This window comes from Dyadobacter sp. AC419 (assembly GCF_979253085.1).
Window position 1 is genome coordinate 292,317 of sequence record NZ_CEEDCD010000015.1, and the last position, 23,808, is coordinate 316,124.

At 45.9% G+C, this 23,808-nt stretch carries 27 protein-coding genes; 15 read left to right on the plus strand and 12 right to left on the minus strand.

Going from position 1 to position 23,808, the window contains the following annotated elements; translation table 11 throughout:
* Window positions 1–20: 20 nt before the first annotated feature.
* The 4 genes from kaiC to AC0IYG_RS08785 all read right to left on the minus strand — a co-directional run bounded on the left by kaiC (window position 21) and on the right by AC0IYG_RS08785 (window position 4,072).
* Window positions 21–1,739 (minus strand): circadian clock protein KaiC, encoded by a 1,719-nt coding sequence (gene kaiC / locus AC0IYG_RS08770; RefSeq protein WP_471710716.1) that lies wholly within the window; start codon window positions 1,737–1,739, stop codon window positions 21–23.
* A gap of 139 nt (window positions 1,740–1,878) precedes the next feature.
* On the minus strand, window positions 1,879–2,253 hold the full coding sequence (locus AC0IYG_RS08775) for a response regulator (protein ID WP_471710717.1): 375 nt from the start codon (window positions 2,251–2,253) through the stop codon (window positions 1,879–1,881).
* Between the two features lie 165 nt (window positions 2,254–2,418).
* Complete coding sequence (locus AC0IYG_RS08780) at window positions 2,419–3,066, minus strand: response regulator (protein ID WP_471710718.1); 648 nt, start codon at window positions 3,064–3,066, stop codon at window positions 2,419–2,421.
* Window positions 3,067–3,310: 244 nt separating this feature from the next.
* Complete coding sequence (locus AC0IYG_RS08785; protein ID WP_471710719.1) at window positions 3,311–4,072, minus strand: DeoR/GlpR family DNA-binding transcription regulator; 762 nt, start codon at window positions 4,070–4,072, stop codon at window positions 3,311–3,313.
* Between the two features lie 144 nt (window positions 4,073–4,216).
* Here AC0IYG_RS08785 and AC0IYG_RS08790 point away from each other — a divergent pair, with 144 nt between their 5' ends.
* Window positions 4,217–4,582, plus strand: a complete 366-nt coding sequence (locus AC0IYG_RS08790) for a DUF4406 domain-containing protein (RefSeq protein ID WP_471710720.1) — start codon at window positions 4,217–4,219, stop codon at window positions 4,580–4,582.
* Here AC0IYG_RS08790 and AC0IYG_RS08795 read toward each other — a convergent pair.
* The gene (locus AC0IYG_RS08795) at window positions 4,549–5,940 is read right to left on the minus strand and encodes a sensor histidine kinase (RefSeq protein WP_471710721.1); all 1,392 of its coding nucleotides are present in this window, start codon (window positions 5,938–5,940) and stop codon (window positions 4,549–4,551) included. The genes AC0IYG_RS08790 and AC0IYG_RS08795 overlap by 34 nt on opposite strands.
* Before the next feature lie 338 nt (window positions 5,941–6,278).
* Between AC0IYG_RS08795 and AC0IYG_RS08800 the strand changes: the two genes are divergently transcribed.
* On the plus strand, window positions 6,279–7,889 hold the full coding sequence (locus tag AC0IYG_RS08800) for an aminotransferase class V-fold PLP-dependent enzyme (RefSeq protein ID WP_471710722.1): 1,611 nt from the start codon (window positions 6,279–6,281) through the stop codon (window positions 7,887–7,889).
* Window positions 7,890–7,931: 42 nt separating this feature from the next.
* Here the strand turns inward: AC0IYG_RS08800 and AC0IYG_RS08805 are convergent, their stop codons facing one another.
* Window positions 7,932–8,123 carry a hypothetical protein gene (locus AC0IYG_RS08805; protein ID WP_471710723.1) on the minus strand — a complete coding sequence of 64 codons (192 nt, stop codon included), beginning with the start codon at window positions 8,121–8,123 and terminating at the stop codon, window positions 7,932–7,934.
* A 108-nt stretch (window positions 8,124–8,231) separates the two neighbouring features.
* Entirely contained in the window at window positions 8,232–8,564 is a 333-nt protein-coding gene (ytxJ, locus tag AC0IYG_RS08810) for a bacillithiol system redox-active protein YtxJ (RefSeq protein WP_471710724.1), read from the minus strand.
* A gap of 369 nt (window positions 8,565–8,933) precedes the next feature.
* Here ytxJ and AC0IYG_RS08815 point away from each other — a divergent pair, with 369 nt between their 5' ends.
* Entirely contained in the window at window positions 8,934–9,608 is a 675-nt protein-coding gene (locus tag AC0IYG_RS08815; RefSeq protein WP_471710725.1) for an aminotransferase class I/II-fold pyridoxal phosphate-dependent enzyme, read from the plus strand.
* Window positions 9,541–10,125, plus strand: coding sequence for an aminotransferase class I/II-fold pyridoxal phosphate-dependent enzyme (locus AC0IYG_RS08820; protein ID WP_471710726.1), 585 nt, complete (start codon window positions 9,541–9,543; stop codon window positions 10,123–10,125). The genes AC0IYG_RS08815 and AC0IYG_RS08820 overlap by 68 nt, the downstream gene beginning before the upstream one ends.
* A 125-nt stretch (window positions 10,126–10,250) precedes the next feature.
* On the opposite strand, the gene AC0IYG_RS08825 is transcribed toward AC0IYG_RS08820, so the two are convergent.
* Window positions 10,251–12,245: a T9SS type A sorting domain-containing protein gene (locus AC0IYG_RS08825; protein WP_471710727.1), complete on the minus strand. Its 1,995-nt coding sequence runs from the start codon at window positions 12,243–12,245 to the stop codon at window positions 10,251–10,253.
* 136 nt (window positions 12,246–12,381) lie between these two features.
* Between AC0IYG_RS08825 and AC0IYG_RS08830 the strand changes: the two genes are divergently transcribed.
* From AC0IYG_RS08830 to AC0IYG_RS08865, 8 genes are all read left to right on the plus strand, one after another.
* Window positions 12,382–12,771, plus strand: coding sequence for a DUF2958 domain-containing protein (locus AC0IYG_RS08830; RefSeq protein WP_471710728.1), 390 nt, complete (start codon window positions 12,382–12,384; stop codon window positions 12,769–12,771).
* Between the two features lie 122 nt (window positions 12,772–12,893).
* Window positions 12,894–13,832, plus strand: coding sequence for a ring-cleaving dioxygenase (locus AC0IYG_RS08835; RefSeq protein WP_471710729.1), 939 nt, complete (start codon window positions 12,894–12,896; stop codon window positions 13,830–13,832).
* A gap of 71 nt (window positions 13,833–13,903) precedes the next feature.
* A complete protein-coding gene (locus AC0IYG_RS08840) occupies window positions 13,904–14,530 on the plus strand; it encodes an alpha/beta hydrolase (protein ID WP_471710730.1) in 627 nt (208 codons plus the stop codon).
* A 25-nt stretch (window positions 14,531–14,555) separates the two neighbouring features.
* Window positions 14,556–15,278, plus strand: a complete 723-nt coding sequence (locus AC0IYG_RS08845; protein ID WP_471710731.1) for a pirin family protein — start codon at window positions 14,556–14,558, stop codon at window positions 15,276–15,278.
* The gene (locus AC0IYG_RS08850; RefSeq protein ID WP_471710732.1) at window positions 15,266–15,571 is read left to right on the plus strand and encodes a response regulator receiver protein; all 306 of its coding nucleotides are present in this window, start codon (window positions 15,266–15,268) and stop codon (window positions 15,569–15,571) included. The genes AC0IYG_RS08845 and AC0IYG_RS08850 overlap by 13 nt, the downstream gene beginning before the upstream one ends.
* Window positions 15,572–15,589: 18 nt before the next feature.
* Window positions 15,590–16,168 (plus strand): Crp/Fnr family transcriptional regulator, encoded by a 579-nt coding sequence (locus AC0IYG_RS08855; protein ID WP_471710733.1) that lies wholly within the window; start codon window positions 15,590–15,592, stop codon window positions 16,166–16,168.
* A gap of 144 nt (window positions 16,169–16,312) precedes the next feature.
* Complete coding sequence (locus tag AC0IYG_RS08860; RefSeq protein ID WP_471710734.1) at window positions 16,313–16,774, plus strand: PA2169 family four-helix-bundle protein; 462 nt, start codon at window positions 16,313–16,315, stop codon at window positions 16,772–16,774.
* A 143-nt stretch (window positions 16,775–16,917) separates the two neighbouring features.
* Window positions 16,918–17,910: a chemotaxis protein CheB gene (locus AC0IYG_RS08865; RefSeq protein WP_471710735.1), complete on the plus strand. Its 993-nt coding sequence runs from the start codon at window positions 16,918–16,920 to the stop codon at window positions 17,908–17,910.
* A 106-nt stretch (window positions 17,911–18,016) separates the two neighbouring features.
* Here the strand turns inward: AC0IYG_RS08865 and AC0IYG_RS08870 are convergent, their stop codons facing one another.
* The 4 genes from AC0IYG_RS08870 to AC0IYG_RS08885 are packed head-to-tail and all read right to left on the minus strand — an operon-like array spanning window position 18,017 to window position 21,484.
* Window positions 18,017–18,304 carry a hypothetical protein gene (locus AC0IYG_RS08870; RefSeq protein ID WP_471710736.1) on the minus strand — a complete coding sequence of 96 codons (288 nt, stop codon included), beginning with the start codon at window positions 18,302–18,304 and terminating at the stop codon, window positions 18,017–18,019.
* A gap of 54 nt (window positions 18,305–18,358) precedes the next feature.
* On the minus strand, window positions 18,359–19,336 hold the full coding sequence (locus tag AC0IYG_RS08875; protein ID WP_471710737.1) for a TIGR03885 family FMN-dependent LLM class oxidoreductase: 978 nt from the start codon (window positions 19,334–19,336) through the stop codon (window positions 18,359–18,361).
* Window positions 19,329–19,844, minus strand: a complete 516-nt coding sequence (locus AC0IYG_RS08880) for a CinA family protein (protein ID WP_471710738.1) — start codon at window positions 19,842–19,844, stop codon at window positions 19,329–19,331. The genes AC0IYG_RS08875 and AC0IYG_RS08880 overlap by 8 nt, the downstream gene beginning before the upstream one ends.
* Window positions 19,845–19,855: 11 nt before the next feature.
* On the minus strand, window positions 19,856–21,484 hold the full coding sequence (locus AC0IYG_RS08885) for an alpha-amylase family glycosyl hydrolase (protein ID WP_471710739.1): 1,629 nt from the start codon (window positions 21,482–21,484) through the stop codon (window positions 19,856–19,858).
* Between the two features lie 194 nt (window positions 21,485–21,678).
* Here AC0IYG_RS08885 and AC0IYG_RS08890 point away from each other — a divergent pair, with 194 nt between their 5' ends.
* The 3 genes from AC0IYG_RS08890 to AC0IYG_RS08900 all read left to right on the plus strand — a co-directional run bounded on the left by AC0IYG_RS08890 (window position 21,679) and on the right by AC0IYG_RS08900 (window position 23,804).
* Entirely contained in the window at window positions 21,679–22,662 is a 984-nt protein-coding gene (locus AC0IYG_RS08890; protein WP_471710740.1) for an MBL fold metallo-hydrolase, read from the plus strand.
* Between the two features lie 145 nt (window positions 22,663–22,807).
* Window positions 22,808–23,296, plus strand: a complete 489-nt coding sequence (locus tag AC0IYG_RS08895) for a response regulator (protein WP_471710741.1) — start codon at window positions 22,808–22,810, stop codon at window positions 23,294–23,296.
* A gap of 151 nt (window positions 23,297–23,447) precedes the next feature.
* The gene (locus AC0IYG_RS08900) at window positions 23,448–23,804 is read left to right on the plus strand and encodes a hypothetical protein (RefSeq protein ID WP_471710742.1); all 357 of its coding nucleotides are present in this window, start codon (window positions 23,448–23,450) and stop codon (window positions 23,802–23,804) included.
* Window positions 23,805–23,808 lie beyond the last annotated feature (4 nt).

Consider the following 23,808-nt stretch of genomic DNA (forward strand, 5'->3'; position numbering starts at 1 on the left):
ATGTTTTTGATGCGATTCCTTTACTCTGTTGCTTTGCCGTGATCTCTCAGTCGGGATATTTCCTGCCGGTTGCTTTCGATCACCTCTCTTCTCAGTTCATCTTCAATGTAAGTCTTATTGAGTTCTTCCTGGATGGATTCAAACTCTTCTTTCAGGCTAGCAATTTTAGATTCCAGAACCGCCTTTTTCCGCACGATTTCCCTGTCTTTTCTCGAAACAGCATGATCTTTCAGCACAATGCCGGTTTTTTCCAAAAGCTGCTGTGCTTCTCTCGCTGAACCCGTTAGCACGCCTTCTGGTCCCAAGAACACATCCACCAGATCAAGGCCTTCATCACTGATGACGAACTCCCGCACCTGATTGGAATGCTTCATTCCTCTTGATTTCATAACATAAAGACCGCGGTTGCGCTCGCCATTGAATTCAATGTCCCTCACCAGCAACCACGCGTCAACAAGCGATGAAACACTTTCATCCGTTTGTTCCGAAATGTTGTCATTCAGCGAAAGCGCAGTGAACATGACCGTAATGCGTTGTGCCTGCAAAAAGTCTATTAGTCTGATCAACACGCTTTTAACTTCGCTTACCGTGCCGACCGTGATCAGGTTTGTGATCGGGTCAAGAATAACGGTGGTTGGCTTAAACTGGTTGATCATTTTATTGATCGATAATAAATGCATTTCCAGACCATTCAATGTAGGCCTCGACGCATGAAATTTCAATAATCCGCTGTCCACATGCTTTTGCATATCAATGCCGATCGACGACATGTTACGGATGATCTGCTTTGGGGATTCTTCAAAAGCAAAATAAATGCAACGCTCGCCGTTGAGGCATGTCTCATTTGCAAATGATCCCGCAATGCTCGTTTTCCCCGTTCCAGCGGTCCCTGAAACCAGCACGCTGCTGCCTCTGAAAAATCCTTCTCCGCCTAACATTTTATTCAAACCGGGAATGCCGGTCGAAATGCGTTCAGTAGAAGCTTCGTGTGATAATGTCAGCGAAGTGACAGGCAACACCGAAATGCCGTCCTCATCAATCAGGAACGGATATTCGTTTGTTCCGTGTACGGAACCTCTATATTTTACAATTCTTAAAAGTCGTGTAGAAATCTTGTTTGCAACGCGGTGATCCAGCAAAATAACGCAGTCTGAAACATATTCTTCGAGTCCCTGACGTGTTAGTGTGCCTTCGCCTTTTTCACCTGTGATAATGGTCGTAACCTTCTTTTCTTTCAGCCATTCAAACAATCTTCTCAGCTCAGCACGAATAATTGCCTGATTATTAAGCCCCGAGAACAGACTTTCGATCGTATCCAGCACAACGCGTTTTGCGCCAATGCTGTCAATTGCGTGACCAAGTCTTATAAACAATCCGTCCAGATCATATTCCCCCGTTTCTTCAATCTCACTCCGCTCAATACGAACATGGTCGAGCTTAATAAGCTTATCCTTTTGCATTTGATCGAGATCAAAGCCAAGAGAAGCTACATTGACGGTCAGTTCTTCACTTTTTTCCTCAAACGCCATGAACACGCCCGGCTCATTGTATTCCAATGCGCCGTGAACAAGAAATTCAATGGAGAAAAGTGTTTTTCCGCAGCCAGCACTGCCGCAAATGAGCGTAGGCCTGCCTTGCGGGAAACCGCCAAGGGTAATTTCGTCCAGACCTGTAATGCCAGTGGGAGCTTTTTTTAGTGCGTGAAGATTATTTTTGTATTCGGAGGAATCCATGTTCATTGCTGTAATCTGTTCTGATTTGGCGATAGTTTACGTCCTGAAAACCGCATTTGCAAATACCATACCAGGTGTTTTTGTAACTGATAGTCAGTGCTTTTAGCGAAAATCGGAAAGTGCGTATACACCCAAAGTGAGTATTTTAAGATAGGAATTGTACGGCGATCCTTACGCCCAGCTCATTGAACTCATCGAAAGTGCTCGGTTTTGTAATAAAACTGTTTGCACCTGCTTCATATGCTTTTTCAATAAGCCCGACATTGGATGATGTGGAGATCATCACGACAGGAATAGCGGACAGGCCTGCGTCGGACCGTATCGCGGTAATTGTTTCTAACCCATTCATTTTGGGCATGTTCATATCCATCAATATAAGCGAGGCGGGAGGCGTATTTTGCTCTTTGATAAGGCTCAATAGTTCGAGTCCGTTTTCGACTTCGATGATTTGTGTGGAGGCATTTGCGGCTTCAATGGCTTGTCTTAGGAAAAAACGGTCGTCTTGATCATCGTCCGCCAAATATATTATCTTAGTTCCCGTCATGAATGAGTATGAAATTACAGCTAAATTCCTCTGCTGTGGCCTTTCATCACTCTTTGATATGATTTAAGAAGCGGCACAAAGAAACTTCACCGTAAAGTTAATCTGAAAATGGAAAGTCAATAACTTTTTGCAAGGGAAATGTTACGCGCGGGGGACCCGATTTTTATAATGTTCCACTTTTACGAACATTTCAATGATCGTCGAAACGCCCAGTTTTTCAAAAATCCTCGATTTGTAGGTGCTTATAGAGCTTCCTGTGATGCTCAGCTGCGTGGCGATTTCCTTGGTCCACTTGCCGTCCAGCAGCAAATCCATGACTTCCAGTTCGCGCAAAGAAAGATTTTCAAGGGGATTGCAGCTGATTGGATTCGGCTCGAATGTGTTGCGCATCATTTGCTGCTGCACCACGTCGCTTACATATCTGCCGTGTTCCAAAACCGATAAAATTGCAGTTTTTACATTTTGCTGCGGGGCGTTTTTGGCAAGAAATCCATTGGCCCCGGCTTTCAGATAATGCATTCCATAAAGCGCTTCGTCCATCCCCGAGAACACCAGGATATAAACTTGCGGCTGCAATCTTCTGATTTTTGGGATCATGTTGAAACCCTCGCCACCCGGAATGTCAATGTCCAGCATAATGAGGTCAAAGCGGGTTGCAGCAACTCGAGTGAGTGTATCCTTGAAACTGGCAGCCTCGGAAACGCTTACCGTTTCAATCAGATCGTTGATCAGGAAACGCGTTGCAAGTCTGACAATAGAGTGGTCTTCGACTAATAGTATTTGTTTCATTCTCGCTGTCAGATCAGTTGCTCAGGGACACCAAGTAATTTCGGATCAGGTTGCAATAACGACAATCCAGGTTACAAAAGTAATAGTATTTTTCCAAAATGTGGGGTATTTTGTAGAAAATATTCTACTTGAAGCAGGTTTGTTAAAAGCTTAATGTGCCTTTTCCAAACGCATTAAACTGATCAATAATTGGTTCCGAAGGGTAACGGTTTGGTTTACACGCGAAGGCAATCAGCAAGTTAAGTTATGAAGCGGTAATTACTTGCAACCCCTTCTCAATGAGTCCTTTCTTTGTTGCATTATTTAGATCTACGTCGGTAAAAAGTTTTGTAATCGCGGAGAGGTTTCCGAATCTAATATGGCTGTCTTTTCCAACTTTGGACGAATCGCATAGTACAAACACCTGCGAAGCGTTTTTGATAAATGCTGTTGTAATGGACGACTCATGCTCGCTATGCGCGGTAAGTCCGTTCTGCGCTGAAATTCCGTCAACGCCAATGAATGCTTTGTGCGCGTGATAGCTGTTAATGTGGTCAATGGCTTTGTGGCCGTGCACTGCTTTGCGCTGCTTATCAATTTCCCCGCCGATCAGGTTCAGGCTAATGGCAGGCGTGTCGATCAGTTCGGCCATGATCGGCAGCGAATTGGTGATGACTTTGATCCGGTTTTTCTTCTTCAAATATTTACACATTCTGAAAACAGTGCTTCCGCAATCCAGAAAAATAATGTCGCCATCCGTTACGGATTCCGACGCCAGGGCGGCTATCTTCTCTTTATGCGCCTCATTCGCTCCTGATTTCGCAGCAAAACTGGTCAGGACCTGATTTTCCATTTTCATCGCGCCTCCATGCGTCCGCAGCACAAGCCCTTCATTAGCAATGTCATGCAAGTCGCGGCGGATTGTTGCAGGCGACATAGCAAGCCGTTCAGCCAGTTCAAAAACGGATAGGCTGCCCGCATCCTCAATCTCAGCTAGTATTTTTTTCTTTCTCTCTTGGAAGTTCATTGTTAATATTTACATTTGATCAAAATTAATCAATTTTAATCAAAAATGATAATTCTTGATCCTTGTATCAAACTCTTGCGTCAAATTTAACGTAATCCGTGTGAAGCAATGCAGGATTTGGGAAAATCACTTAACAGCAATGCTATGAAAGGTTTAATGATTCTTGTAGCCGGGCCTTATCGGTCAGGGACTAATGATGATCCTGCATTAATGCAGCAGAATTTGTCAAAATTGGAAGCCGTCACGCTGGACTTGTTCCGCGCGGGACATTTGCCGGTGATCGGGGAGTGGGTGGCTTTGCCGTTACTGCATTTGGCTGGTTCCAAAGTTCCGGGAGATGCGCCTTATGAAGAAATCCTTTACCCGGTTGCTGAGCGCCTTCTGTACAAATGCGACGCGATTCTGCGACTGGAAGGCGCTTCAAAAGGAGCGGACGAGGACGTTCGCATCGGCCGGGAAAGGGGTTTGCAGATCTTCTATAATCTGTCCGAGGTGCCTAACTGCAATTGATCATTTGTGATCGTTTTGCTCAGTTTGCCCGACATCGGAATGGAAACGAAAAAGCAGGTCCCACCTGACGGAACTGCTTCAAACCAGATTTTCCCCTCCTGCGCTAACACGAACTCCTGGGTCAATAAAAGGCCCAGGCCTACGCCTTTCTCATTTTTTGTTCCATAAGTGGATTGCACATTCAAAGAAAAGATAGCAGCCTGCCGTTCCGCCGGAATGCCGATGCCATTGTCTTTGATCGCGATAACGCAATTCTTCCCAGCAATAACCGAACTAATGCTGATCTGACCATCTTCCGGAGTGAATTTGATTGCGTTGCCGATCAGGTTTCTGAATATCACCTGCATCATATCCCCATCCGCGAAAATGCTTATCGAAGGGTCAACATGATAGTCGATCGTGATGTTTTTTCTGGCCGCGCCGTTTTTCTCAAGGCTGAGCGTCGTGTCAAGAAGTTCCCGCAAACTGAGCGCTTCTTTCTTGGCAGACACACCATTGATCTGCGACTTAGACCAGTTCAGCAGTTTTGAAAGTAACGCCATCGTGTCGTTTGTGGCGTGCAACAGATCTTTCTTAATGTCAGCTTTCTGCACTTCGTCCAGGTCATATTGATTCAGCAGTTCAAGGAAATTTTGAATGCTGGCAAGCGGTGATCTGAGGTCGTGCGCCACAATGGACATCAGCTTGTTCTTTTCTGCATTGATCCGTTCCAGTTCAATATTCTGTTTCAGGATCTGCTCATTTTTCTCATTAATAAACTGCGATTGTTCGAGCACCGCTGTCCTTTCACTTTCATAGCTGCGCCGGATATAGTCCATCGTAATGTAGGCCAGCACAGCCACCACAACGTAAGCAGACATTTGGTCTATAAACGCGTTGGCTCGGGTAGTGTAAGTGTAAGGGACCGTTTCGGGATAAAAATACTCGATGGCATTCATCGACAGCACGAGGCAAATGTTGACCGGAATCCAGACCTTATATTGGTTTTTGGGACTTATTCCAATGCTCAGAAGCAAGAAAAGCAGGTAAAATAAGGCAGTAGGGCCGCTTAATCCGGAGTTTAGAAAATAATTGGTCGTGAACAGCGCCGGGCCGACAATGTTTGTTGTCAGCACTGAAATCTCAACCTTTTTCCTGAACCTGGAATTGTAATAAAGCAGACAGGTGATGACCAAAACCACCATGCTCGCAAGCGCAATGTCCGGCAGGCCAATAAGATAATTGAAGGGAACATTATATACGAGCGCAACGATCGAGATCAGGCAGACTGAGTGAAAGATGCGGGCGTTAAGGGGAAATTCTGCCGGTGAACCCGACATTTTATTCCAAAAATTGTAAAGCCTTGATTTGATACGCAAAACTATCTCTATTATAAGTCGACGGAGGGGTTTAATCAATCTGTAAAGATCGATAAATATTATTATCGATGATTATGCAGGCAGGTTTAAAAGCCAAGTTTTATTGCAAAAAATGCCTCTTTTGCCAAATTTATTTAACATCCAGCGGCCGGTAACCTACCCGAATGCGCTTTATTAATATTTGGTAAAGAATTGTTTTAGTATTAAACTCGTCCCGCAATAGCTTGCGAATGCAGTACAAAACCACAGGCTTCTAATATTTATACAAAATCTTATACTTTACCGCTCATTGTCCCGCTTAAATCCTATCATATTCCTTAACCTGTTTGAAAAAAGTAATGAAAAGAAGAGATGTAATCAAAGATTTATCCATGCTTCCGCTTGCAGGAAGCATTATGCTTCCCAAAAATAAGCCCGACGAAATCGCCGTAAGAAAGGCAGAAGTTGCGGCTAGCAAAGAGATTTACCAGGCGATAGGCGTTGAGCCGATCATCAATTGCCGCGGCACATTCACCATCATCGGCGGCTCCATCGAGCGTCCCGAAGTGCGTGCTGCCATGGATGCTGCTGCGCAGGTTTTTGTGCAATATGATGAGCTTGCTTTCGGTGCAGGCAAGCGATTGGCCGAGCTTACAGGCGCGGAGTGGGGGCTGGTTTCTGCTGGCTGCGCTGCCGGGATGAAGCATGTGACTGTGGCTTGTGTGACGGGCGGAAATCCTGAAAAGCTGATCCGCGTGCCCAATCTGGAAGGTTTTGAAAAGACGGAAGTTATTGTTCCGAGATATTCCCGCAATGTATATGACCACGCATTGCGTAATGTCGGTGTAACGCTGATCACGGTTGACTCTATCGAAGAGCTGTCCAATGCGATCAGTTCACGGACGGCGATGATTTACCTGATGGCTGGCGAGGAGTCCATGGCTGGCTCAATGTCACTTGAAGCGATCTCGAAAATTGCAAAAAAGAAGAATGTTCCGGTTATGGTCGATGCAGCTGCGGAAGACCTTACCATTCCCAATGTGCACTTGAAAATGGGTGCAGATGTGGTGATTTATAGCGGTGGAAAAGCGATTTGCGGACCACAATGTGCCGGTCTGGTGTTGGGCAGGAAGGATTTGCTGATGTCTGCATGGCAGGCCAGCGCGCCGCATCATGGCCCGGGTCGCGACAATAAAGTCGGGCGTGAAGAAACAATGGGCATGGTGGCGGCCGTGGAAGCATGGACCAAGCGCGACCACGCGGGCGAGTGGAAAAGATGGCTTTCGTGGCTTGATAATATTTCTAAAAAAGTGTCTACGATTGATTCGGTTAAGACAACCGTTATTGAGCCTAAGGAGCTTTCCAACAGAACGCCGCAACTGCGCATTTCCTGGGATCCTGCCAAACTGAACATTACCGGAGAAGAAATTGCCGAGCTTTTTGGCCGTACAAAACCACGGATCGCACTCGGTGGCGGAAGCCGCGACGGCGCTACATTTGTGTCGATCACAACCGGACAGATGCAACTTGGCGACGATAAGGTCGTTTCGGACCGCTTATACGAAGTGTTGTCTCAAAAGCGCGCTCCGCAAAAAGTGGATATGGCGGCTGCTTCTGTTGCGCTGAAAGGACATTGGGAAGCGGAAGTTGCGTTTTTCTCGTCCACAAGCAAGCATACGCTGATCATTGAGCAGGACGGAAACTGGCTGGAAGGTTCTCACAAAGGCGAGTTCAGCGTGAGGGAATTGCAGGGAACCGTGGAAGGCAATGAATTTAAAATGCGCAGCACAGACCGTCAGCCTGGTGACGCCATTACATTTATGTTTTCAGGAACAGTAAAGGATGATGTCATGAATGGCTCCATTTACATGGGCGAATACATGACAGCCAAGTTTACTGCTAAAAAGCTTAAATTCAAGATGAAACGTGAGAAGATCATGATCCCATCCGGACCGCCTTTGGCAACCTAGGTTTTCCAGATAATAATTTACAAAGAGATTATTTGGCACAGTCTATCGTTCCGAATGATCTCTTTCGTTTTCCAACTCCATTTTTTCCGCAGACTTCTTCCTAAGCGCAATCTCCTTAATGAAATTGGTGGCTTCTTCAGCCAGCAATTCTTTGAAATGTTTGCTTCCAAACTGGTCATAATACCAGAGCCAGACCATGTCTTCAGATACGATTGCGTAATTCAGGGTTTGCATAGGAGTTCCATTGAGTTGATGTTCAAATGTATGGATTAATTCCAATTATGTGGAAATAATCCATAAAAAAGATTTACTCAAATTCACAACCTGCTGAATGCTACAATTTTACTTTATATAATCTAGGGAGTCCTTTAATGAGATGTCTTCATGAGAAGCATCGAAAATACATTCTCCATTTTTCACGACAAGCAATTGTGGCGATTCGTGGGTTACATTAAATGTATTTGCGATGGACATGGATTCCGGCCGGTTGTTGACCACATCCACAATGTATAACGGAATGTCAATATGTTGCGCCGCACTCACATCCGATTTCAGCTGGCGATAGGCCATCAGGCTGGTCATGCAGCGGGGGCTGTGCTTGTAGATTAATGCATACGCATCTGATTTCGAAATCTGCTCAACCTCTTCCGTGCTATTGATTGTAATCCAATTCATAACTCAAATAATAAATTAACTATTGTCCTGGCAATTACTTTGACAACAAAGAAACAACCTTTTTTCATTCCATCTAAGTCTAAAAAAGCGTTCCGAATCAGTTCTGATTAGTATTTTTTAAATAAAAAAAAGAACTAAAATTTAAATTTTTGTCCGAGCCGGCATTAACTGCTGAAACTGCTTTCTCAGTGAAAGTCAAATGATTATATTTAAATGTTGTCAAATGTCGAAAGATAGTTTGTCAATCTCGCCGCAAGCAAAAATAATTCGGTAGCCGCACTGCCCGTGTTATGCAATTTTCACAATTCTGTTGAATTGCAATTAACCCTGTAACCAAAAATCACATTTCAACCACTAACATTTTAACCAATGGTACAGAAAATCAACCGTCGCAGTTTATTGAAATCCGGATTTGCGTCAATGGGTGCACTGGCAGTTGCACCATTTTTAACCGAAGGCGCTTTTGCGAGCACGCCGCTGCGCTTGGACAAGTCGAACCGCATTTTTTACAGCCCCATGGTGAGAGGTCATTATCTGGACAAAGAGCCGGACCTGACAAAAATGGTCGCACGCATTGGTTCCAATGAAAATCCTTATGGCCCGCCGCCAATGGCCAGAAAAGCCATCGCCGATTCCATTGAAAAGGGTAACCGTTATGCCCGGACCGAACTGAAATCGCTCACAGACAAAATTGCGACGAAGGAAGGCGTGTCTGCGGAATATATAATGATGGGAAACGGGTCGGGCGATTTGCTGGAAAAAACGGCGCTGGCTGTGTTCAAAGATGGCGGCAATCTGGTTTCTGCTGATCCAACTTATATGTCATTGATCCGCGTGGCCGAATCCATCGGTGCAACCTGGAAGCCGGTTCCCTGCAAATCCGACTGGTCGCATGACCTGGATGCAATGGAAAAGGCCATTGATAAGGACACAAAGCTGGTTTATATCTGTCAATCCAAACAATCCCGTGGGTGCGGTGACTTCCACGAAGGCGTTACTGGATTTTTGCAGCCGGGTTTCTCAAAAAGTGCCTATTTTCATTGATGAGGCTTACATTGAGCTGGTCGAAGGCGCTGATAACAAGAGTATGGTGTCGTTGTTGAAAGAAAATAAGAACGTGATTATTGCGCGCACATTCTCCAAAATCATGGGCATGGCCGGACTGCGGGTCGGTTACATTGCTGCAATGCCAGCCACGCTTGATATGATCAAAAAAGAAACAAAAGGTGGCGGCTCAGGCATTGCGTGCACGTCTGTTTACGCGGCTTCGGCTGCTATGGACGATGTGGAATTTCAAAACAGCACCAGAAAACTGAACACGGAAGCGAAGACTTATCTATACGAAAATCTGACGGCCATGGGTTACAAATACGTGCCGTCGTTCACCAACTTCGTTATTTTCCCCATCAACATGCCCGGAAAAGAATTCCTGAAAAAAATGGTTGATAAAGGCATCGTCATCAAAGCCATGGACATCCAGGAAAAACCCTGGTGCCGCGTAAGCATCGGCACAAAAGACGAAATGAAACTCTTCGTCACCGCCCTGCAAGAAATAAGCTAAGCAACAGCACTCAGAAAATATGAAGCCGGACGGTCTGGATGACCGCCCGGCTCTTTTTGTTTTGGTTGGCGTGACCTTCATTTTCTAATCCTTCGTCTCAACCAACAAGGCCAAGTAAGTCCAGCCTACTTCTTAACCACTTTAAAAGCTTTCCCATTTGCTGTCACGGTGTATAATCCTGTTGGGAATTTGGTCATGTCTAGCACGGTTGTGTTGGAATTTTGATTTGTTACGTGCAGTTTTTTGCCGGCGATGTTGAAGATTTCCAGCGTGCCCAGGCCCTTTTCGGATTCGATGTTCAGGAATTCTGTAACTGGGTTTGGATATACATTTAGCGTGTTGTTAGCTTCAATGCTGGCGCTGATAACTCTTGTATAATCAAATTTTCCGTCCAGATCGACTTGCTTAATGCGGTAATAGTAAACTCCTGCGGGCAAGAATTCTTCACGATAAGCATATCGATTTGTCTCCTTTGCATCTCCGGCTGCTTCAACGGTTTTAATGTTTGCGAAATCAACAGCATTACTGCTGCGTTCGAGCTCAAAATGCGAGGCGTTCACCTCCTCCGAAGTGGCCCATTCCAGCGAAGGACGGGCGTTTTCTATGCGGACATTGAAATATTTCCACACAACGGGCAATGCAGAGCCGGAAACATTAAGCGCCGGTGAGAAAATCGTATTCTTATGTGCATCCACAATTTTTAACTTATAAGTGCCTGCGCCGACAGTCCATTGCTGGCCAGTGCTCTGAACCTGATTACAATCGCCGGCAATGAGCCAGTTATATTGCGAACCCTCGGGAATCGCCGGTCCCGTAAAAGTAAGATCAATGCTTCCGGGCATGCGCGCGGCCGTAACCTCGGCGGGTGCGAGTGCGGGATACGGTGTGGATTGCGTCAGAAAATCATTGGTAATGTGGTCGTTCCAAAATCCTGCGAGCGAAATCAAACCTGAATAAACATTTCCATCCGGTGAAGCCGTAACGCCGTCGCCCCGAAAATGGACTTCATCACTCCGGTATTCAAGGCTGTAATAGGGGTCTGTGTCGGGGCCCTGGAAGACGTTTGCGTAAGTGGCGTCGCTGTCAATGAGTTCATTTTGAGCTGCTATAACATTTGCCGAAACCTGCGAGGCGCCGTCAAATGTGAATCGCGAGGCGCGCGCAACGATCCAGGCAAGATTGCTTTTGCCGGAAAGATTGCGGCTCGCATTAATCACTTCCCATAATTTGTCGCGGTAACGGTCTTTTGGATTTTCGGTAAGCGAGGCTTCAATGAAATTGTCCGTTTCGCCTTGATGCCAGATCACCGCCCTGATGCCCAGCTGTGCAATGTAATTGTTGAGTGCAAGCCGCAAATGCCCAAAGGGTAATCCTCTCGGAAAAGTATATCCGAATGGTCCGGTCGTGATGGCATTGGGATCAATGGTCTGCCGCCATTCTTCAATGCCTGTGCTTGACCAGCCTGCATTAAAAATCATGACGGGCACGCGCAGCTTTTCATAAACTTTATCCCCGAAAGAACCCCAGCACCATGCATAATTGCCGAATGGAGCCGTTTTTACGCTTGCGTCGAGGTGGACAAAATTCGGACAAGGAAGCTGAATGCTGTTGTATTCCGTAACCGCTCCGCCATTTACATTCTGAAAATCGACACTGTTGACTTGGTCATTCGCAGCGCCGGGGCCGTTGGGATTAGCATCGCCGCCGGTGGCATTAGACTGGCCTGCAACCAGAAAAACTTCGCCCACGCCAACACGCTCGATCACAGATTGCTTCGGTTCACTGCCAGCCCTGATCCCACGGACTTCAAGTTTGTACCAGCCACCTTTAACCGGCATAAAACCATAAAAGTGACCGGCTGACAATGAATTGTCAATAACCGTCCAGTTGCCATCGGCGGGAGCAGCTTCGCCTTCGCCCGTAATGCGCGGGACAAAACGTGCTTCGATCTGCTGGAATGATTCGGTCACAAACCCGCCAATGTATACGTTGGCTTCATTGGAATTGTTTCGCTGGAAAACGGCCCGTTCTGTGGGGAATGTGATGGAAATCTGTGCGTTAACGAATTGATGGGCACAAAAGAGGAGGTAACAACTTACGATGAGTAAAGTTTTTTTCATGATATGGAGGTTGATTTTATACCATAAAAATACGCGAATTGACGCAATCCGTCTTCAAGCACTTGGTAAATGGCAGCCTTCGCGTGGCTTTATAAGCTGATTATTTATTTAGCGTGCAACCACTTATTTTTGCCCTATGGTAAAAATGATCCCCGATAATTTAAGAGAAATCATGATTCACAATGCGCAGGAAGTGCAAAACGACCTCGCAAAGGACCACGCACCAGTGGTAAAGCTGCATTCCAAATATGGCAAGGCGATCTGGCTGCTTTCGGAGCTGGATGCAACCAATAACATTGCTTATGGTCTGTGCGATCTGGGAAAGGGAAAGCCGGAATTGAGCTACGTGTCCATTACAGACCTCGAAAGTATCAAACATGCCAGGCTTAAAGTCCCTATGGTTGAAATAGACCCTGCTTTTGACGGAAAATATGCCATGAGTGTTTATCTGGCCGCCGCTAAGCTGAACAAGCGGGTTACAGAGGATGACGCACTGCTGCAAGTGGCGCTCCGCTCGTCCAACTAATCGGGCGTTCCGTATTTTATTTTCCACTTCCAGTTTTTCTTGTCCTAGTTCAATGCTTTGGCCCTATGGCCCAGGGTATCTTTGTATCAACAAAAACGAAGAGAACTAAACTTTTGGAAATCATGGAAAATACAATCAACGGAATTCACCACATCACAGCCATTGCAAGCGATCCAAAAAAGAATTACGACTTCTACACAAGGATCCTTGGTTTACGAATGGTTAAGAAAACGGTCAATTTCGATGACCCAAATACATATCACTTTTATTACGGAGACAAAGAAGGAACACCCGGAACGATCCTGACATTCTTTCCATGGGGCAATCAGATCCCAGCGGGAAGGAGAGGAACGCGGCAGGTTACCGAGATCGGTTATTCAGTTCCGGAAGGGAGTCTTGATTTTTGGTTAAAAAGATTGGACGCCAATCATGTCACATATAATAAAGTTGCTGAAAAATTTGGTGAGCAATATCTGACATTCCTGGATCCGGATGGTCTTAAATTCGAGCTTACTGTTTCTAAAACTGGGGATAACAGAACACCTTTTGAAACTGCGGAAGTCACTGCTGAAAATGCGACCCGCGGATTCCACAGCATCACCATTACCAGCAATAAAATTGAGGAAACAGCCAAAATTCTGACGGATATCTTTGGTTACCGCTTGTTGGAACAACATGTGAACCGTTACAGATTTATTACCGATGCCGTTGATAATGCAGCCATCGTTGACTTGGTGGAAGCGCCTGGCGAAAGAGCAGGTCATGTGGCTGGCGGTTCGGTTCACCATGTTGCATTCCGCGTTGCGAATGATGATATATTAATGCAATTCCGCAAAAAAGTGGTTGAAGCCGGACATCAGATCACGGATAAAATCGACCGGAATTACTTTTATTCACTTTATTTCCGTGAACCGGGCGGTGTGTTATTTGAGATTGCAAGTGACAACCCAGGATTTGCAACGGATGAAACGGTTGAAGAATTGGGAAGCGGCTTAATGCTTCCACCTCAATACGAGCCACGCCGTGCACAAATCGAATCTGTGCTTCCAAAATTGGTCTAAATCACTGCATTTGATTAACGCTGGCCATGTAAACGCATGGCTGGCGTTGGTTTTACTTAAAAATCAATGTCATGTATACGCATAATAACCAAATCGTAAAAGATGGAAAGCCTGCTGCGGACGCGATAAAAGCCATCGTCATGCTGCACGGAAGAGGCGGCTCTGCGGAAGATATCATTTCCTTGAAGCGCGTTCTCGATATTAGTGAAATGGCGATTTATGCGCCGAAAGCAACCAACAACAGCTGGTATCCATACAGTTTCATGGCACCCTCGATCCAGAACCAGCCTGCATTGGATTCGGCTTTGGAAGTTATAGATCAGGTTGTTAAGGACATTGAAGCAGATGGGATTGCGGCTGAGAATATCTACTTTGCAGGGTTTTCGCAAGGAGCTTGCCTGACGCTGGAATACACAACCCGCAATGCAAAAAGATACGGTGGCATCATCGCTTTCACGGGCGGCTTAATCGGTGAGGAATTGAATGAAGCGCATTATCAGGGTGACTTTGCGGGCACGCCGGTTTTTATCTCCACAGGTGATCCGGATCCGCACGTTCCCGTTTCCCGCGTAAAAGAAAGCATTGCGATCCTTGAAAGATTGGATGCATTTGTGACTTTCGCTATTTATCCAGGCAGACAGCACACCATTTCATCTGCGGAAATTCAGCTTGCCAACAAAAATATACTGAGCATTTAAAACACTCAGTTTTTTATAAAACATTATGAAAAACAGCATCTTACACAAAGCCGACTCGCGTTTCACAGCAGACCACGGTTGGCTCAAAAGTGCGCAGACATTCAGTTTTCATGATCATTATGATCCGCAAAGGCTCCAATTCGGGGCTTTGCGGGTTTTGAATGATGACATTGTCAATGGTGGAAAAGGGTTCGGAAGGCACCCGCACGACAACATGGAAATCATCTCAATTCCATTGGAAGGCACGCTCGAACACCAGGATAGCATGGGCAATGTTGCGGTGATAAGTCCGGGTGAAATCCAGGCTATGAGCGCGGGGACGGGCATTTACCACACTGAGTTTAATAAAAATGCAGACGAACCGGTGACGTTTTTGCAAATCTGGCTTTATCCTGACAAGCTTAACATTGCACCCCGTTATGACCAGCGCGATTACAGTCACGGCGACAGTCACAACCGGTTTTTACAAATCCTGTCACCGGACTCCGAAGATGAGGGCGTGTGGATTAACCAGCAGGCGTGGTTTCACATTGGCAAGTTTGATGCAGGTTTTGAAACAAGCCACACATTAAAGGACGCTTCCAACGGGCTCTATATTTTTATCATTAAAGGAAATGTGGATGCGGACGGGCAGGCATTGAGCACAAGGGACGGATATGGCATTTGGCCGGAAAATGCTGTCAAGATCAAAGCAATCGACGAGGCGGAAATTTTAATCATGGAAATCCCTGAAAAATGGCAAATGTAAATATCCTGGTTTTAGCAGAACATTCGGAAATTCTGGAAACGATCATCCGGCTCATTAATAAAAATAAGGATTGGAACGGAACGGGCGTTGCCAGCTTCGAGCAAGCGAAGGAAGCGTTTCAAAAAAGTAATTTTGATTTAGTACTTTTAGGCGTGGGCGTGGATGCAGAAACGGAGTCGCAGGTGCTTGCATTATGCCATTCCATTGATCCCGCGATCGTTTGTATGCGCCATTTTGGAGGCGGAAGCGGCTTGCTTTACTCCGAAATTTCGCACGCGCTTGCCCGACATTAACCGAATCCTGATTGAAGCATGTTTGATAAAATAAATGATTATGCACTGCGGTGCATGCAGTTCTCCCTGGCGGACCTGGAATTTTTCGACTCATTGCTTCAGTTTAAAAAATATCCTAAAAAGACATTCCTTTTGCAGGAAGGGGAGGTTTGTCAATTTGAAGCTTACATATTGAAAGGCTGTATCCGCACTTACCACATTGATAATGCGGGCGCTGAGGTTACATTGCAATTTGCCGTGGAAGACTGGTGGGTAAGCGACATTACCAGCTTCCAGAACCAGACGCCCGGCTTGGTTTACATTGAAACGCTTGAAGATTGCGAATTACTGATCCTGACACCCGAAACAAAAGAGATCTTGCTTGAAAAAGTGCCTGGCTTCGAGCGTATGTTCAGGCTTATGGTGCAGCGAAATCTCGCCCAGTTACAGGAACGACTGTTCCGGACGATTTCCACAACAGCGGTTGAAAAATATCTGGATTTTCTTAACCGTTACCCCGCCATTCCACAACGTGTTGCGCAACATTACATCGCATCTTACCTGGGCTTTTCTCCTGAATTTCTGAGTAAAGTAAGGAAAAAGCTGAGCGAGAAGTAATGTCTGTTTTTATTCAAAAATTGCTTGCCGCGTATATACGGTGAAAAAACCTCTACAAAATAAAACGACGCCTGTCTTCTAAATGCATCCGGTGCGTTGGAACAATTATTTCACATGGATCGTCATAACCAAAATTTCACAGTCATGGCTAATTCAGAAGTAATTGAAATACTTAATGACTTGATCCTTATCAACAACGACCGCATTGAAGGATACAAGAAAGCGTCAGACGAAACCGACGCTTCGGATACAGACCTGAGATCATTATATTCAAATCTTGCAGACCATAGCCGTTCCAATGTATCGGAACTTTCGGGCCAAGTGACTTCGCTGGGAGGCGAGGCCGCGACAGGAACAATGATTTCCGGCAAATTATACAGGACATGGATGGATGTGAAATCAGCATTCTCCAACGACGGCAGAAAAACTTCATTGGAAAATTCAGAGTTCGGTGAAGATGCTGCTCAAAAAGCTTATGAAACAGCACTTAAATCTGATGAGCTTGCGCCTGACTTGCGGGCATTGATCATGAGACAAAAGGCGATATTAAAAGACGGACATGATACAATCAAACGTCTGCGCGATTCAGCGAAAGTTGCACACTAATTTATTCTCATCGATAAACTAGGATCAGGGCCGGCTTATGTCGGCCCTTTTTCGTGATAAAAAATGGGATAAAATTGAATGGCATAAAATTTTAAAATTCAAATCGTCTATCAGCCATGCTTGTTTAACGTTAAACGGACTTTATGGAAAAACTGGATATTGTTGTAATAGGCTCCTCCGCTGGGGGAGTAACTGCATTACAGGAACTTGTTAATATGTTACCCGCTGATTTCAATGCACCCATTTTCATTGTTCAGCATATCTCACCACACGCACATAGTTTTTTGCCAAAGATATTAAGTACAAAAAGTTCTCTGCCTGCAAAGCATCCGTATGACGGCGAAGTGTTTCAAAAAGGGCACATTTACCTGGCTCCCCCGGATTGCCATTTATTGATTGAAAAAGACAGAATTCTTGTCAAAAGAGGCCCGAAGGAAAATCGCTTCCGACCTTCTATTGACGCACTTTTCCGGTCGGCGGCTTACAATTATGGACCGCGGGTGATCGGGTTGATCCTTACCGGCATGCTGGATGACGGCACTTCCGGGATGTGGTCTGTGAAGCGGCTTGGCGGCATTGGGATTGTGCAGCAACCTGATGATGCTATGTATCCCAGCATGCCGCAAAGTGTGCTGGAATATGTGGATGTGGATTATTCTGTTCCGCTTGCTGAAATCGCATCATTGCTGACAGAACTGGTTCAAGGCAAGAAAATCGAGGAGACGGAAGCACCAGAAGTTCCGGAATTGAGCAGGATGAAAACGGAGATCGACTTCGCAGCTCAGACTAATGATCTGGATAAAAAAGTGCTTGATCTGGGAGAACTTGCTCCAATTGCCTGTCCCGAATGCAGCGGAACTTTGATAAAGATTAAGGAAGGAAAAATAACGCGTTTTCGTTGCCACACCGGGCATGCTTACACCTACAGCTCGTTGCTTGCGGACCTTACCGAGGCCATTGACGCAAGATTATGGCAGGCGCTCCGGGGACTGGAAGAAGCGATCATTATCCTGGAAAACACGAAAGAAGAATTTTCGCAGTCCGGAGATTCCGCTGGTGCGGAGGACTTCGCGGGAAAAGTTGCCGTTGCGCGTGAGAAGGCTAAGTCGCTGCAAAGGTTTATTTATGATGATTAATTACATGAAAATGGGCAGGAACAATCCAGATTACGGATCACATTCCTGCCCATTTTCAATGTCTCCGGCCATTCCGGCCATAACTATTTGTTTGTCTATCCAAGCATTATTTTCCTGTCGGCTTTTTGCTCAAACTATCATCGTGCTTGCGTCTTGTTGAGTCAGCATTCAGGTTTGATTGATTCGATGGATAGCCCAGGCTGTCGTCTTGATTATCTTCACCAATGCCCATTGCCTTGGTGCTTTCCGCGCCGCTGCTATCATTAGGCGTTGTTTGGCTCGCGCTGCCGGACCCTTCGCTTCCTTTTTCATAATCATTGACCTTTCCGCATGAGGTTAATCCAAGGCAAAGTGCCAATGCAGACGCCGTTAATATCGATTTTATCGCTTTCATATTCATTCTCAATTTGTTGATTCCTTTTTGTGGTTAAAAAATGATACCAAGTCGTTACAGACGGTTTAAAGCGGGCAGCACTTTTTCAGCAAAAACGTCGATGAACTGATCCTGTTCCCGGTTTACATTGTGTAAATAAACGTGTGATGCGCCTGCCTCATAATCCCGGCTGAGCCATTCAATGTGCTGATCGGTGCTGTCTGAAACGCGCACAAAAGGAAGAATTTCTTCCGGTTGAATCATCACGCCTGCTGCATCAAAGGCTTCCGGCATTTTTATATCAGACAAAAGCGATGAGGAAAAAACATTGTTACGCCACTGCTCGTGCGCGCCTTGAAGTGCTTTTTCATAAGTTCTGTCATAGGACAACTGCACCTTTACATAAACCGGCTTTCCTTCACCGCCGCCTTCACGAAATGCATCAATGGTCGCTTTCAACTCATCATATGGCTTTGAAGTGGTGATCATTCCATCTGCCCAGCCGCCGATCCAGCGCGCCGTTTTCGTCGTAATAGCTGCGCCGATAACAGTTGGCATGTAATCAGGACGTGTGTAAAGTTTTGCTTCTTCCACCACAACATGACCTTTGTGAGAAACCATTTCTCCCCGCCAAAGTGCACGCATAATGTCGACGCATTCTTTCAAACGTTCGTTACGGATCTCTTTCGAAGGCCATTTTTCACCATTAATGTGCTCATTCAGAAATTGACCGCTTCCGGTTGCGATCCAGAATTTTCCAGGGAACATTTCACAAAGCGTCGCCACGGCCTGAGCGATAATTGCCGGATTATAACGTTGCACAGGAGCATTCACAATACCGAACTCCATATTCGTTGCCTGCATGGCCGCACCTAGCCAACTCCATGCAAAACCACTTTCGCCTTGCGTTTCGCTCCATGGATAATAATGGTCAGAACAGAGTGAATGGTTAAAGCCGGCGGCATTCGCCTTTAGCGCCCAGTTGAGAAGTTCGCTCGGTTTGAACTGCTCGTGGGACGCGTGGTAACCTGCTACAAGTTTAGGACTATTCATGAATTGCGTCAGTTTCAGTGAGTTTGGTATTTTTAGGAATTTCATTGAGCAGCAGATCGGCCACCCAGTCAATGGATTGCAGGACGATCGCTTCCGGCGTGCCCTCAAATGTTTCGCGCACGGCAACGGATTTGTCTTTCAAAAAAGCATGAATAAATATGGTTCCGACAGGTTTCTCCGGCGTTTCACTGCCTCCTGGCGTGGTGAGGCCCGTAATCCCGACATGGATATCTGCTGGAATAAATGTTTGCAACCGGTTCGCGATTTCTTTTGTAACCTCAGCGCTTTCCGGTGTAAACTTGTCAATCATTTCTTTGGGAACCCGGAGGATCCCGATCTTCAAATTGGCATCATAACACACAAGCCCGCCTTTCAAAACCTGCCCGGAGTCGGGACATAATGAAAATTCGGCAGAAGCTCGGCCGGCAGTTGCACTCTCTGCAAAGGCGACGGTTAATTTTTTGTCTGCAAGCGCTTTGCTGCAATCCAATACAATTTGTGAAGGCATAATTTTACAGTTTATGTTAGGCGAATGAGCAGGCCCTCGTCACCACCAAGTGTGATAATGTCTTGAACCTGCATGCCGATGCGTTCAATTTCCGTTCCCAGAATCACCGTTCCCTGATAGGATTTTTGTCGGGGTTTGAAATACGCAGGTCGGTGTGTGAGGTTCAGAATGATCAGGAATTTCTCATTTTCCCACTCCCGGATGTATGAAATAAGTTGCTGATCCGCGTAAACCGGGCTGTATTTGCCAATGTTAAGCGCGGGGCTTTCTTTCCTGATTTTGATAAGCTTTCGATAGAACGACAGCTTTGAATATTCGTCATTCTTTTGTTTTTCAACATTCACGCGTCCAGAATTATAGGGCAAGCGCAACCACGGCTTATGGTTTGAAAAACCGCCGTTGATTTCGCTGCTCCACTGCATAGGCGTCCGGGCCGGGTCGCGGCTTATGTTCAGGTCAGGCATGTTGAGTCCTTGCGGGTCCACGATCTCGTTCATGGGAATGGGGACATCCCGCATGCCAATTTCGTCACCGTAATATATGGTTGGTGTTCCGCGTAATGTAAGCAGCATTAATGCCCCGATTTTCGCCTGCGACCGCCCAACGCGACTTGAAATTCTGGGTTTATCATGATTGCCGAGCACCCAGTTCGGCCAGCCTTCTGCTGGCAGCGCCCCTTCATATTCGTCAATGGCCATCGCAATCTGCGGCGCATCCCAGGGCAATGTCAGCAGCTGGAAGTTGAAAGGTAAATGTGCACCTTTGTTGTCCCGGCCATAATAAGTGACCAGTTTATGGATCGGCAAATAGATTTCCCCGATCAGCACACGATCATCAAACTCATCCGTAAGTGCGCGCATCATGCGAACAATCTCGTGCACTTCCGGCTGGTCGGTTGAGTAAACGGGTGTATAATGATCGTAAATCAAATCTTCCGGATTATAAGGCGATCCGGGAAAAGGCGGGTTGTCACGCAGCTGCTCATCTTTGATCATGTGCCACATGACATCCACCCGGAAACCGTCAATGCCTTTCTCTAACCAGAATCGCATCACATCCAGCATGGCTTGCTGCACTTCCGGATTACGCCAGTTTAAATCTGGCTGCTCCTTTAAAAATGCGTGATAATAATATTGTTGCGTCGTTTCATCCCATTCCCAGGCATGTCCGCCAAAAACGCTCAGCCAGTTGTTAGGCAAAGAGCCGTCCTCCTTTCCGTCGTGCCAAATGTACCAGTCACGTTTGGGGTTATTCCGCGAGGAGCGGCTTTCTAAAAACCAGGGATGCTGATCGCTCGTGTGATTGGGCACGAGGTCGAGCAGGAGTTTCATGCCGCGGTTATGCACTTCATTAAGCAGCTGATCAAAATCCTCCATGGTCCCGAAAAGTGGATGAATGCCGCGGTAATCGGAAATATCGTAGCCGAAATCGGCCATAGGCGAGGAGAAAATGGGCGAAAGCCAAACGCAGTCGATGCCCAGCCACTGCAAATAATCAAGTCTGCTTATAATTCCTTGCAAATCACCAACTCCGTCACCATTTGAATCTTGAAAAGATCTTGGGTAAATCTGATATATAACGCCTTGTTGCCACCAAAGATGGTTCGGGATAACGGATGTCGGTGTCGTGGTCTGCTCCATGTTTCAATGTTTGATACAATGTTTTTTCGCAGTAAAAAATCGAGCCTGAGTGCCTTTTGAGGCCGCAAGAAAGGCAGGGGGTTACCTATAAAAAAGGACAATAAAGGTTTTTAATATAAAGACATTGGCACGTTGATGGCATAGTTTTTAGAGCGGAACGCCAAACGAATCAGAACATTTAATACGAATTCAATATGGAACAAACAGCAACACAAGAAGAAAAACCTGTGGTTGAGCGTAAGTCTTATTTCCAGGTTGCGGACGGCATATGGGGCCTAACGGATATTTTTGTTAATGTATATATAATTAAAAATGAGGAAGATAACTCATGGGTTTTGGTTGATGCAGGTCTGAAAACGGCTTATCCAAAAATCAAGAAGATGGTTAGTGAGCTCTTTGGACCCGACTCGCGGCCAAGTGCAATTGTCCTCACACATGGCCATTTCGATCATGTGGGATCATTGAAAAGGCTGGCCGAAGAATGGGATGTTCCCGTTTACGCGCATTATCTGGAACTGCCTTATCTCACCGGAAAATCGGCTTATCCGCCAGCGGATTCAAGCGTGGGCGGCGGCATGATGGCCTACATGGCCGATCTTTACAGCAACGAACCCATTGATATTCACGAACGTGTGGAAGCTTTTCCGGGCATTACGCCGGAGATTCCTTTCATGCCCGGATGGACTTATCTTCATACGCCTGGGCATGCGCCGGGTCATGTAAGTTTTTGGCGGGAAAAAGACAAGGTGCTTATCGCCGGAGATGCTTTTGTGACCACGAAACAGGAATCAGCGGTTTCTGTGCTGTTACAAACAAAGGTGATAAGTGGTCCGCCTAAGTATTTCACGTGCAACTGGTTAAAAGCGGAGGATTCCGTAGACCAGCTTGCTTCCCTGCTGCCGGAAGTGGTGGCAACGGGGCATGGGCAGCCCATGTCGGGGCAGGAAATGCAGCAGCAATTGTTGGAGCTCGCTTATTATTTTGAAGATAAAGCCGTTCCGAAACGAGGTCGGTATGTAATGACGCCTGCGATCACGGACAGCGAAGGAGTCGTGTCCATTCCGCAGGAAGGCTCAGAACCTTACAAAGTGCTCTTTACAATCGGCGTTGTGACGGCAGTGACCGCTTTGGGCTGGGCTTTGTTTTCCAAATACAAGTCAAAAAGCAGTTACCGTTAAATAACTGCATACCCAATAAACTTAAATCCGATCGGTTCCATGCGGCTCGTAACGCATGGAACGATTATTTGTCACTTATATTAGTGATTTAGTAACCCACCTCAAATTTCAACAATCGAAATGTAACTAAAACATAGCCTTCAAAATGGACAAACAGGAGATTTACCTCGTCGATGACTCGGCCGACCATCGGTTTCTGGTCAGAAGTATCTTCAACAAATTTCTTCCGAATTATCATGTGAAATTTTTTCAGGGTGGAAATGAGTTGTATCAGTTTCTCATTCTGCAATCCTCACCTGATTACGCAGGCAGACGCCCCGCATTGATCATTATGGATCTGAACATGCCTTCGATTAACGGGCTCTCGCTTCTTAAATTGATCAGAAATTCACCCGATAACACGGTTACCCAATGGAAAACGCTTCCTGTGGTGATATTGAGCAGCAACAATTCCAATGACGTAATCAACAAATGTTACCTGGCCGGAGCCAATTCGTTTTTTGTGAAACCAATGGAATTTGAAGAGCTCCGTTATATGCTTGAAACCATCTGTCATTACTGGCTCGACTATAACAAATTGCCGATGGTCAGCTCTGAAACAATTGAGGGAAAATCGCCCGCGATGGACCTGTAACACGATTTTACAATTAATGCTTAGTAATTACCGCGTAGTATTACGTGATGCTTTGCCATTTAATAAGTTAAGCCACCGTTTGATAACCGCAATGCCGCATTAGCAGGTCAAATAGGCTTATTTTTGGTAAAAACTCAATCACATATACACCGTGGAAAGCAACAGGGAAATTGGCGCAACCATCATTTTATTTGGCATGATAATCTTCTGGATTGTCAGCGTTATCCGAAAAAATCGTCAGGCAAAACAAAAGCAAAAAATATTACTGGAAGGCATTGAGGCAAACGCAACGGTTTTAAATATTGAACCAACGGGCGAATATCTCAACAACCTTCCCGAATATCAGATGAAGGTAAAAATACAGCCCGAAAAAGGCGCCGATTTTGTGGCAGAAGTGCGGGAGATCTTATCCTATTCCAAATACGACGCCATGAAACAAGGAAGCCAGGTGCTTGTAAAATACGACCCGGCCTATTATAACCGGGTCATTTTCCTTCAAACTGCCTGAAACT

Coding starts and splice junctions, on each gene's coding strand:
- kaiC (WP_471710716.1), bottom strand. CDS start 1,739: ATGAACATGGATTCCTCCGAATACAAAAATAATCTTCACGCACTAAAA.
- AC0IYG_RS08780 (WP_471710718.1), bottom strand. CDS start 3,066: ATGAAACAAATACTATTAGTCGAAGACCACTCTATTGTCAGACTTGCA.
- AC0IYG_RS08785 (WP_471710719.1), bottom strand. CDS start 4,072: ATGAACTTCCAAGAGAGAAAGAAAAAAATACTAGCTGAGATTGAGGAT.
- AC0IYG_RS08790 (WP_471710720.1), top strand. CDS start 4,217: ATGAAAGGTTTAATGATTCTTGTAGCCGGGCCTTATCGGTCAGGGACT.
- AC0IYG_RS08800 (WP_471710722.1), top strand. CDS start 6,279: ATGAAAAGAAGAGATGTAATCAAAGATTTATCCATGCTTCCGCTTGCA.
- AC0IYG_RS08805 (WP_471710723.1), bottom strand. CDS start 8,123: ATGCAAACCCTGAATTACGCAATCGTATCTGAAGACATGGTCTGGCTC.
- ytxJ (WP_471710724.1), bottom strand. CDS start 8,564: ATGAATTGGATTACAATCAATAGCACGGAAGAGGTTGAGCAGATTTCG.
- AC0IYG_RS08815 (WP_471710725.1), top strand. CDS start 8,934: ATGGTACAGAAAATCAACCGTCGCAGTTTATTGAAATCCGGATTTGCG.
- AC0IYG_RS08825 (WP_471710727.1), bottom strand. CDS start 12,245: ATGAAAAAAACTTTACTCATCGTAAGTTGTTACCTCCTCTTTTGTGCC.
- AC0IYG_RS08830 (WP_471710728.1), top strand. CDS start 12,382: ATGGTAAAAATGATCCCCGATAATTTAAGAGAAATCATGATTCACAAT.
- AC0IYG_RS08835 (WP_471710729.1), top strand. CDS start 12,894: ATGGAAAATACAATCAACGGAATTCACCACATCACAGCCATTGCAAGC.
- AC0IYG_RS08840 (WP_471710730.1), top strand. CDS start 13,904: ATGTATACGCATAATAACCAAATCGTAAAAGATGGAAAGCCTGCTGCG.
- AC0IYG_RS08845 (WP_471710731.1), top strand. CDS start 14,556: ATGAAAAACAGCATCTTACACAAAGCCGACTCGCGTTTCACAGCAGAC.
- AC0IYG_RS08850 (WP_471710732.1), top strand. CDS start 15,266: ATGGCAAATGTAAATATCCTGGTTTTAGCAGAACATTCGGAAATTCTG.
- AC0IYG_RS08855 (WP_471710733.1), top strand. CDS start 15,590: ATGTTTGATAAAATAAATGATTATGCACTGCGGTGCATGCAGTTCTCC.
- AC0IYG_RS08860 (WP_471710734.1), top strand. CDS start 16,313: ATGGCTAATTCAGAAGTAATTGAAATACTTAATGACTTGATCCTTATC.
- AC0IYG_RS08865 (WP_471710735.1), top strand. CDS start 16,918: ATGGAAAAACTGGATATTGTTGTAATAGGCTCCTCCGCTGGGGGAGTA.
- AC0IYG_RS08870 (WP_471710736.1), bottom strand. CDS start 18,304: ATGAAAGCGATAAAATCGATATTAACGGCGTCTGCATTGGCACTTTGC.
- AC0IYG_RS08875 (WP_471710737.1), bottom strand. CDS start 19,336: ATGAATAGTCCTAAACTTGTAGCAGGTTACCACGCGTCCCACGAGCAG.
- AC0IYG_RS08880 (WP_471710738.1), bottom strand. CDS start 19,844: ATGCCTTCACAAATTGTATTGGATTGCAGCAAAGCGCTTGCAGACAAA.
- AC0IYG_RS08885 (WP_471710739.1), bottom strand. CDS start 21,484: ATGGAGCAGACCACGACACCGACATCCGTTATCCCGAACCATCTTTGG.
- AC0IYG_RS08890 (WP_471710740.1), top strand. CDS start 21,679: ATGGAACAAACAGCAACACAAGAAGAAAAACCTGTGGTTGAGCGTAAG.
- AC0IYG_RS08895 (WP_471710741.1), top strand. CDS start 22,808: ATGGACAAACAGGAGATTTACCTCGTCGATGACTCGGCCGACCATCGG.